This window comes from Nakamurella sp. UYEF19 (assembly GCF_040546275.1).
GTDB lineage: Bacteria > Actinomycetota > Actinomycetes > Mycobacteriales > Nakamurellaceae > Nakamurella.
The window spans coordinates 1-8,913 of the sequence record NZ_JBEPNO010000052.1 but is presented as its reverse complement, the minus strand read 5'-3'; the positions used below and the strand labels follow the sequence as shown (position 1 = coordinate 8,913).

Sequence of the window (8,913 nt, the reverse complement as noted above, 5' to 3'; positions counted from 1 at the left end):
CGGACAACCCCGTGGACGATCCACTGCACTACATCTACCGCGTCGACCGGCCCTGAGACTCGCACCTGCTCGACCGAGCACGGCTGACGCGCTGCAACACAAACCGTTCCGGTAGGCCATCGGTGACCGGGCACCAATCGTTGACCGTCCAGACGTGCCGGGTCGTCGATCCTCCAAGGGCCACGCACGCCCGCACCCGCTGGATGTGCGCATCTCCGGTTGCCAGTCAGTAGAATTCGTTCCCATGAGCGCTGGCCCGGTTATGGACCGTGAGGCGATCGCCCGTGCCTGTCTCGCGCACGACGTGCGGCGCCTTCGCTTGTTCGGCTCTGCCGCCAGCGACAATTTCAGACCCGAGCACAGCGACGTGGACATCCTCGTCGACTTCACCCCAGGTACGGCAGATCCATTCGACGCCTACTTCGGTCTCAAAGAAGACCTCGAGCGGATCCTCGGTCGAAGAGTTGACCTCGTCATGGCCGACGCAGTGCGTAACCCCCACTTCGCTGCCTCGGCTCTAGCCGGCGCCGAGGAACTCTATGCTGCCTGAATCGGCAGCGTTCCTCTGGGACGTCCGAGCCGCGAGCGTCCGGATCACGACATTCACGGAAGGGCTGACCGCCGAGAGCTACGCCACCGACGAGCTGCGCAAGTCAGCAGTAGAGCGTCAGCTGGAGATCATCGGCGAGGCACTGAACAGGCTCCGCAAGGCGGACCCCGAAGTTGCACAGCGCATCCCCGACATCTCCCGGATCATCGGCCTGCGCAATATCCTCGCGCACGGTTACGCCGTCATTAACGACTCCGTCGTCTGGAGCGCAGTCGCTGAACGGATGCCCGCGTTATTGACGGTCGTCGAGAACCTGCTCAACGAGCTCCGCTGAGGCAACCAAATCCGTGCCCGGTCAGGGGGATCCGCTTGCGAGACCGGACCCCAATGGGGGCTCGGTCTGTTGACGGGTACGGCCGTACTCTCATACTGGTGACCGAGCCGACCGCCCCAGGTCCCTCGAGGGGCAGTCGCGGCGATGTGAACAGGCGCGGAACGGGCGCCGGTATCGCACTGATCTTCATGTCGCCCGTCGTCCTTCTATTCGGGGTGTTCATCGCCTATGCGGGTGCGGTGAAGTGTGGCAGCACCGCACCAAATCAGACGTGTCAGGCCTACTCGGGCTGGGGATACGGGGCGGCCGTCGGGTTGCCGGCCGTTCTGGGGATCATCAGTTTGCTCGCGCGTCGTCGCTGGCCGGGCGCACCATTCGCCTGCTGGGTCATCGCTATCGTGACGGTCCCGCTGTTGATCTACAGCTACATCGGGTGAGATGGCCTGGACAAGTTCACTCCTGGTTGTTCGGGCGCCGAGCGGCGATGTTCTCGAAGCCATCCGCCAGGCAGAGGAACGTCGCATCCCATCCGACGAACTCCCGCCCGTCGGTCTCCTTGCATCTGTCCGCGGCCGACCGCTGTCACTCTGGCGCGTCATGACTGCCCCGGTCACCGATCGGTGACCGGGGTTCGAAGTGGACTGATCCAACGATCGACGCGGCTATAGGATCTCGCAAGTGTTGAATCTTGAAGTGTGGTCGCCGCTAGCGATCGCTGTTGAAATCGTGGCCAACCGCCCCGACGGGCCCAGCGGCCCGATGACCGGCGGATCCAGGGTTGCCCTGATCGTTCTTGGTGTGGTCATTGGACTGCTCGGTGTGCCGCTGTTGCGAGTGGTGTCCAATCGAAGAAGACGGGAGTCAGCTCGTCACGACTTCGAAGGGCAGACGATCAAGGGCGGGCCGGTCTACAGCACACCTGGCTGGGCGATCGGAGGCGTCGTCCTAATTCTGTGCGGCATTATGAGCACCGGTTTCGGTATCTGGGCGCCCTGAACCGGGAAGCCGCATCGCACGTACCGGCGCGCCGATCCGTGACCGGTCGCCGTTCGGTATGCGGTGCGATCGTGGTCAGCTACTCGAGGGTGCGGCGGCGACCGTCCGTCGCCCCTCTTGGCGTTTTAATCCCGTCTCGGCTATCTGATGGATGGGCCATGCGCAGGACATGGGTGGTGCAGCGTTCGATTGTTCTGATCACTGATCTTGCCCGGCCGGGCCCGGGTGGGTCTGCAAAAGCTCCTCACTCGGCAACCGGTTGGCCGGCAGTCCGTGGCTCTGGCTCTACCGACATGACTGCCTCCACAACGCTGGCGAAACCCGCCTCGGCCAAGGCCGGGTCGGGTGGGTACTGATCCATGACAAGTGAGGCACCGCCCGATATTTGGAGGCCATTGACGTAGCGGACCGCCTGCATGGCCGCCGGGTCTGCGAATAGGTGTCCAGCGTTGACGCCTGCGGCATCGTGCAGATCGACACGTTGCAGCAGTCGCACGAATTCGCTGACCAGGGGATCTTGCACGCTGACCTGATCGTCGGAGACCTGGCTTTGGGCGATCTCGATGGAGATGCTCACGTAGTGCAGTCTTCGACCATCACTTGGGTAGAACGACCACGCTTGGAATCGGCCCCGGGCCGACGAGGTGACGTGGAGGACCCGGTAACCGTCCGGTAGGCGGGTGAGCTGATGAACCGGGGGGAGCGACGTTGAGATGGCCTGCACCGTGTTTGCCTACCGAGAGGCGAATGCCTTCCGTGGCGAGTCGACTTCGAACAAGCTCCGCTCATGCACCCAGCTGTAGGTCGATACGCCCCGCATCCGTTCGTATCTCATCGTGCTCATTGTCGGGGCCAGGCCATCGTTGTCGTCTTCTGCGGTGGCCTCGTGCGGGTGGATGGTCAGGCTGACCCAGTCGTCTGAACTTTCGTTGTCAGTGAAGTACCACCGGGCCTCCAGCCTTTCCGGCTCGCCGTCTGGTCGCCATATGGCACTCCATGTGCTCGGCGGGTCCGAAGTCACACCGAAACTGACCGGCATCGTCGTCGGTATGGACCAGTCGGCGACGTCGAGTGGGGTAGGCCGGTCACTGTCGTCGACGTGCGCAACGGTCACCTGGCTGTCGGCTGTTTCGCGGTGATGGGACCTGCCGAAGGCACCCGTCCTGACCATTGCGTTAGGGGCAGGCGCCGCTGGCCACATGTCCAGGCGGCAGCGCGCCGGTCGGTCACCGTCGCCCGGATCGATGGAGTACCTCACCCGCAGATCAACGGCCTCCAGATCAGCCAGCTGCGCCACAAGCTGGCCATCCCAGGTCGTCACCCGTAATGGTTCGGACTGCGCGGGAAAGGACACTTCGACGACATCGAAAGCCTGTACATCAATCGTGGGCGGCACATCGCCGGCACCGTGTATAGCGACGCTCACCTCGTTGAGACCGTTCTCGGTACGCAAGCACAGATAGTTCCCTGTCGCGGCGCCGCACAGACCGTTTTCCTGCCCCTCGAACGCCTCGTCCCAGTCCTCGCCGGGCTCGCCGTCACCTAGCAGGAAGAACGTCTCATACAGGACCCACACCTGAAGTGTCACCCTGTCCACCACGATGGTCCTCCGACCCTTGACCGCTTGACTGAGCACATCCGTCCCGGTCTGCGGTCATGATCGTCGCAGGCTTCTGACTGTGCCCCAAGCACTTGGTGGTATTCCTGACCGGTCCGCTCGCGGATCCGCAACCGAACCGGTCAGCGGACCCCGTGCGGGTCTAGGTCGATCTCAGGCATGATCGGTAAGTGCGAGGCGCCGACTACGAGTCCGACCGGAATGTTGTGTGCTCGATGCTTGAGGCGGCGGGCGTGAGCAGCGAGGATTTCGGTCGGTTCGCCTCCGGGTATCCGGGCGTCATCGCGCCATCCCGCTTCGCCTTTATGTCCGCGACACCGATTCTGCTCGCTGCGCTTCCGCTGGTGACGGACCCTGCGGTGAAGGAACAAGTCGTGCGGTCCTTGAGCCATCGGGGGGGCAAGGCCCGTAGCGGCGCTGCCGCTGATCGAAGAGTTCAAGCGGCAGAGAGGGTCCGGCCCGGTCCACCTCGCGTGGGCGATCGGAAATGCCCTCGACACGGTCTCTGACGAGTCTGTTCAGGAGGATCTGATCGAGCTGGCCCGGGACCGGCGTTATGGCAAGGGCCGTCAGATGATTGTGATGCGGCTGGGGCGGTTTCGCCGGTCGGATCGTATGGTCGAACTCCTAGCCGAGCTCGCGCGCGATGATGATGTCCCTCTGCATGCCATGAGTGCGCTGCAGCGGATGGTCGGCGCTGATGAGGGAGAGCCATTGATCGCTTCGCTGCTCAACGATCAATCGCCTGCGGTGGTCCAGGCTGCGAAAATTCAAATCCGCAAGGTGCGAGTCGCTCAGAAGCGTCGGCGGGCTCGCCAGGAACAAGCCTTGTCCAAGTCGATGCACGACCCGGTCTGAAAGATCGAAAACCATCCCGCCGGCCTTCGAACCGACGGTGACAGCGTTGACGGGACGTCCGAAAGCCGATCGTCGACTGGACCAGGTTGGGCCCTGGTGTCTTCACGTGACCGCGTCGATGCGGGTGACACGCGGGCCGTAGTGCATCAGCACTGGGGCGATCCGTTGCCGATACTCGGCCATTCGGTGGCGGAGATGAACGGCAATGTCGGGTGACCGGCCGTACTTGACCAGTGAGGCGATGACGTAGTCATCGTCCGCGTCGATGTAGAGGACGCGGGAAACGTCAACCGCAGCGATCGACAAGAATCGATCCAATCGTGTCGCTTGCTCCAGGTCGAAGGGGTATCCGTCCATTACCCACCCGTTTGCTGCATCGGGCTCCGCGAGGCGGACCTCGATCATGTCTGCGACGTAGCTTGCGGGCGGGGTTTGTCCGGTCAGCGCGGCTTCGAGCAGATGCACGCCAGCGGTAGCCGCCGCACCAGAGCTTGCTCGGAGCGCGTCGCCGGAACTGACGAGAGGCAGCGCTTGTTCGGCTGCCACGGTCGCTGCACAGATCCCGCGTCCAACACCGGGTGGTCCCAGCACCAGCGTTCTCATCGGCGTTCCTCCGCGCATTCGTGATCAACAGACCGGGGCCAATTCGCTGCCCCGCCCCACATACCTGAGGGGGTAGCCGCTCTCAGCCTGGATTCACCGCGTAGATGGTCGATAAATGGTGTGGCGGATAGGGGCGGATGGCCCCTGATCTGGGAAAATGGTGTTTGTCTAAGTCGCCCATCGTCCTGAACAGAAAGCCATCCGCGAGATGCAACTATCCCAGATCCGGCAAGGTCGTCGCGACCTTCGATGACCCCAACCTGATCAGCTCCGCCGGGCTGGTCCCGGTGATGCGGTTGGCCCGCCGCGCGGGCTTGCCGCATCTGGTCACCGCCCTGGTGAAGATCCCCGGCGGAGCCGGCGCCGACCCGGCGGCGAAGGTCTCCTCTATCGTCGCGGGGATGCTCGCCGGCGCCGACAGCATCGATGACCTGGCGGTCCTGCGGGAGGGGGCGGTTTCCAAGGTGCTGCCGGGGGTGAAAGCACCCTCGACGTTGGGGACGTTCCTGCGCGCCTTCACCTTCGGGCATGTCCGGCAACTCGGGGCGGTTGCTGCCGTCCTGCTGGTGAAACTGGCCGCGCTGGCGGTGCTGCTCCCCGCCGCGGCGCCGGGTGACCGTGATGCGGTGACCTGGCTTGATGTCGACGACACGATGCGCGAAACCTACGGCTACGCCAAACAGGGCGTCGGGTTCGGATACAACAAGGTGAAGGGCCTCAACGCTTTACTGGCCATCGCCTCCACCTCCAGCAGGTCATGCGGGCCGATCATCGTCGGGCACCGCCTGCGCAAAGGGCCGGTGAATTCCGCCCGCGGCGCGGGGAAGTTCCTTGCCGATGCGATCGCCGCAACGCGCCGCGCCGGTGACGCGGCGGCGATGATCTGCGCCCGGTTGGATTCGGCGTTCTACAACCACAGCGTCGTCGCCGCGGTCCTGGCCGCCGGCGCCCGGTTTTCCATCACCGCCGCCGATGGACCCGGCGATCACCGCCGCGATCAGCGCGATCCCCGAGCAGGCCTGGGTGTCGATCAAATATCCGCAGGCGATCTTCGACGAAGAGCAGCAGCGGTGGATCTCCGACGCGCAGGTCGCCGAAACGACCTACACGGCGTTTACCTCCAAACCCAGAAAACACCAGGTCACCGCCCGGCTGATCGTCCGCCGGGTGAAACGCCTCAACCCCGGCGCCGCCCGGCAAGGCCAAGGCGAACTGTTCACCGTCTACCGGTTCCACGCAGTGTCCACCAACAGCTGCGAACCGACGCTGGTCGCCGAGGCTCACCACCGCGACCACGCCATCGTCGAACAGGTCATCGCCGACCTCAAAAGCTCAGCGCTGAAACATTTCCCGTCCGGGATGTTCAACGCCAACGCCGCGTGGCTGACCTGCGCGGTCATCGCCTACAACCTCACCCGCGCCGCCGCCGCGCTCACCAAAACTGGGTTGGGTAAGGCCCGCACCGCCACCATCCGCACCGCGTTGATCAACATTCCCGCCCGCATCGCCTACTCCGGGCGGGTCCACACGCTGCACCTGCCGGTCGGCAGCCGCCGAGAAACACTGTTCAACAGAATGTTCGACGCCATCATGGCGCCACCCCAAGTCGCCTGACCCTCTCCGTCCACCACGCCACCCCCGGCCCCAACCAGCACCACCCGGAGACCCCGACCACAGATCGGACGATCACCCATGCCCGCAGCAGGTCTCACGCTTACCAAGATCAACTACGCGATTTCAAGATCAACAAGACCCGCCGCGGTGGATCGAGGCTCAGGAAGGGTGTCTACGGGTTCAGACTGACCCACGTTCTGGTTCGAAGCGACCCGGCTCCCATCGGCCGGATCGATGGTATTGGGCGGCGTTCCATCCACCCTCAGAACTTTGACCTGGCGGTCCGGTGATGGATCCATGACCGGTCATGGGTTTGTCTCGCGGTAGGGATCTGGAAGAAACACCATGTTTTGCGTGGCGCAGAACTCAGCGGGTCTTGCACGGTGCAACGTTGCCGGGCTACCCAACCCACTTAGGCTGACCGGGTGCAAACCAGGGGGCTGCCTTCAGCGACGATGAGCGGGCTTGACCAAAGGCCGTCGGTCACCGGAGCGCCGGTCACCGGAGGTGGGCGTTCTCGGTGGTGGTCGCTGGGGGTGTTTCTGGTTGGTCTGACCTGCACGCTCATTCTGTATCGGGAAGTGTGGCGCGACCCGATACGCACCACATTGGGTTCGGTCGACCACACGAATGATCCGATGCAGATGATGTGGTTCCTCAAGTGGGTTCCCTGGGCATTGCTGCACGGGAACAATCCGTTTCACACCGACGCGCTGTTCTACCCGGATGGTGTATCCCTGGCGTGGAACACCGCAGTGCCCACTCTCGGTGTCCTGGCCGCGCCTTTGACCCTGACCGCGGGACCCGCGCTCAGCTTCGTCGTGCTGATCACACTGGGGCCGCCGTTGATGGCTCTGACCAGTTTCTGGTGGCTGCGTCGGCACGTTGCCAGGTCGTGGCCGGCGGCTTTCGGTGCCCTTTTGCTGGCGTTCAGCCCGTACATGAGCGGCCACATGCTGGGCCATCTCAATTTGGTGTTCACAGGCCTGCTCCCACTCCTACTGATCCTGACCGAAGATCTGCTGTGGCGACGGCCACGGACGCAGATGCGGACCGGTCTGTACCTCGGGCTGGTGACGGCGGCGCAGCTCGGGATCAGTGAGGAACTGCTGCTGATACTTCTCGTCTCGGTAGTTCTGGTGCTGCTGGGGAGCCTGTGCGTGCAGCCGGCGTTGGTGTGGTCAGCGATCGCCGATGCGTGGCGCGCCGCGGTGGTGGCGGTCGCGGTGACCATCGGTGTCGCTTCCCCGCTGCTGATCTCCCAGCTTGTCTTATCACGCGCCGTCGTCGTCGATACCTCCCAGTTCCAGGCGACATTGGAAGATTTCGTGCACGGGTCGGTCCGCCAGGTGTTCGGGTCATCAGCACACTCCAACCTCGGCGGCGCCGAGCACGGGGTGTACCTAGGTTGGCCGGTCCTGATCGTGCTCATTCTCGGTGTGGCGCTGACCTGGCGGGATCATGCCGTGCGGGTAGTCGCAAGCACCGGAGTTGCGCTCGTCGTGCTGTGTACGACGCCGATTTTCTCTGGTGTTCCGGCGCTGGAGTCTGTCCTGCCCTCCCGCTACTCCTTCGGGCTGTTCTTCGTCATCGCCTGGCTGTTCGCCCGGTGGCTGGACCAGCTCACCGGCCGGCTGCACCTGGCATCGACCCGCCCAGGCCAGTGGCTTTCAGCAGTGTCGATTGGGCTGGCGGGCATCGCCTTGATCAGTTTGGTTCCGAAGCCGGTCACGAGTTATCCATTGCCGGCGCAGGTCGAGTACTTCGGGTCGGCCTGGCAACGCAGTCATGTCCCGACAGGTTCGGCGATCCTTCTGTTGCCCGCTGGCGACGGCCGCGGGATGTTCTACCAACAGCAGGCCGATTTTGAGTTCAACCAGCCGGGCGGATACGCGATGAGACCACCTTCGACGAGTACCAGCTCCGCCGCCGGTGATCTGCTCGTTCGGCTAGGAAATGATGCCCGGAACGGTATCGCCATCAACGGTTCGGACTTGCAGGCTGGGCGTGCCGCGCTCTGCGAGTTGTCACTGCGCGCCATCGTCGTGGTGCGCAGTGTCGCCGAAGGTCCGCAGCTCATCGATCTGGCAACCGACCTCGCCGGTCGAGGACCAGATCACCTCGACGGTGGCGCCTCGGTGTGGCTCGTGCAATGTTCCTCACTCACGGTGAACAGACCCTGACGACCGTCCCGTAGACCGAACGTCTTACGGCGACGATCGACGCCAGCAATGGCATCCGCCCTCAATGATCTTCATACCCGTAGCAGTATCGGAATTCCGGCGACGGTCCACGTGCTCGGCCCGGTCGAGGTGGACCCGTTCGTGTGGGTGCGGTCAG

At 63.9% G+C, this 8,913-nt stretch carries 9 protein-coding genes and 1 pseudogene; 7 read left to right on the top strand and 3 right to left on the bottom strand.

The features are described from left to right. Positions 1-244 precede the first annotated feature (244 nt). The 4 genes from ABIB25_RS28975 (at position 245) to ABIB25_RS28960 (ending at position 1,880) form a co-directional block, all read left to right on the top strand. Entirely contained in the window at positions 245-550 is a 306-nt protein-coding gene (locus ABIB25_RS28975) for a nucleotidyltransferase family protein (protein WP_354531979.1), read from the top strand. Then, positions 540-884 (top strand): HepT-like ribonuclease domain-containing protein, encoded by a 345-nt coding sequence (locus tag ABIB25_RS28970; protein ID WP_354531978.1) that lies wholly within the window; start codon positions 540-542, stop codon positions 882-884. The genes ABIB25_RS28975 and ABIB25_RS28970 overlap by 11 nt, the downstream gene beginning before the upstream one ends. Before the next feature lie 98 nt (positions 885-982). Next, the gene (locus ABIB25_RS28965; protein ID WP_354531977.1) at positions 983-1,321 is read left to right on the top strand and encodes a hypothetical protein; all 339 of its coding nucleotides are present in this window, start codon (positions 983-985) and stop codon (positions 1,319-1,321) included. 241 nt (positions 1,322-1,562) lie between these two features. After that, positions 1,563-1,880, top strand: a complete 318-nt coding sequence (locus tag ABIB25_RS28960; RefSeq protein ID WP_354531976.1) for a hypothetical protein — start codon at positions 1,563-1,565, stop codon at positions 1,878-1,880. Positions 1,881-2,124: 244 nt separating this feature from the next. Here the strand turns inward: ABIB25_RS28960 and ABIB25_RS28955 are convergent, their stop codons facing one another. Both ABIB25_RS28955 and ABIB25_RS28950 read right to left on the bottom strand, forming a co-directional pair. Beyond that, positions 2,125-2,457: a hypothetical protein gene (locus ABIB25_RS28955; RefSeq protein WP_354531975.1), complete on the bottom strand. Its 333-nt coding sequence runs from the start codon at positions 2,455-2,457 to the stop codon at positions 2,125-2,127. Positions 2,458-2,613: 156 nt separating this feature from the next. Next, entirely contained in the window at positions 2,614-3,468 is an 855-nt protein-coding gene (locus ABIB25_RS28950) for a hypothetical protein (RefSeq protein ID WP_354531974.1), read from the bottom strand. Between the two features lie 603 nt (positions 3,469-4,071). On the opposite strand from ABIB25_RS28950, the gene ABIB25_RS28945 reads away from it, so the two are divergent. Beyond that, on the top strand, positions 4,072-4,356 hold the full coding sequence (locus ABIB25_RS28945; RefSeq protein ID WP_354531973.1) for a hypothetical protein: 285 nt from the start codon (positions 4,072-4,074) through the stop codon (positions 4,354-4,356). A 102-nt stretch (positions 4,357-4,458) separates the two neighbouring features. Here the strand turns inward: ABIB25_RS28945 and ABIB25_RS28940 are convergent, their stop codons facing one another. Continuing rightward, the gene (locus tag ABIB25_RS28940; RefSeq protein ID WP_354531972.1) at positions 4,459-4,959 is read right to left on the bottom strand and encodes a nucleoside monophosphate kinase; all 501 of its coding nucleotides are present in this window, start codon (positions 4,957-4,959) and stop codon (positions 4,459-4,461) included. 208 nt (positions 4,960-5,167) lie between these two features. On the opposite strand from ABIB25_RS28940, the pseudogene ABIB25_RS28935 reads away from it, so the two are divergent. Together ABIB25_RS28935 and ABIB25_RS28930 are read left to right on the top strand one after the other, a co-directional pair. Continuing rightward, positions 5,168-6,573, top strand: a pseudogene (locus ABIB25_RS28935) (IS1380 family transposase). A 638-nt stretch (positions 6,574-7,211) separates the two neighbouring features. After that, a complete protein-coding gene (locus ABIB25_RS28930) occupies positions 7,212-8,756 on the top strand; it encodes a DUF6311 domain-containing protein (protein ID WP_354531971.1) in 1,545 nt (514 codons plus the stop codon). The last annotated feature ends 157 nt before the right edge of the window (positions 8,757-8,913 follow it).

Excerpts from the sequence above, each read along its gene's own strand:
- ABIB25_RS28975 (WP_354531979.1), top strand. The coding sequence starts at position 245 with ATGAGCGCTGGCCCGGTTATGGACCGTGAGGCGATCGCCCGTGCCTGT.
- ABIB25_RS28970 (WP_354531978.1), top strand. The coding sequence starts at position 540 with ATGCTGCCTGAATCGGCAGCGTTCCTCTGGGACGTCCGAGCCGCGAGC.
- ABIB25_RS28940 (WP_354531972.1), bottom strand. The coding sequence starts at position 4,959 with ATGAGAACGCTGGTGCTGGGACCACCCGGTGTTGGACGCGGGATCTGT.
- ABIB25_RS28945 (WP_354531973.1), top strand. The coding sequence starts at position 4,072 with ATGATTGTGATGCGGCTGGGGCGGTTTCGCCGGTCGGATCGTATGGTC.
- ABIB25_RS28930 (WP_354531971.1), top strand. The coding sequence starts at position 7,212 with ATGCAGATGATGTGGTTCCTCAAGTGGGTTCCCTGGGCATTGCTGCAC.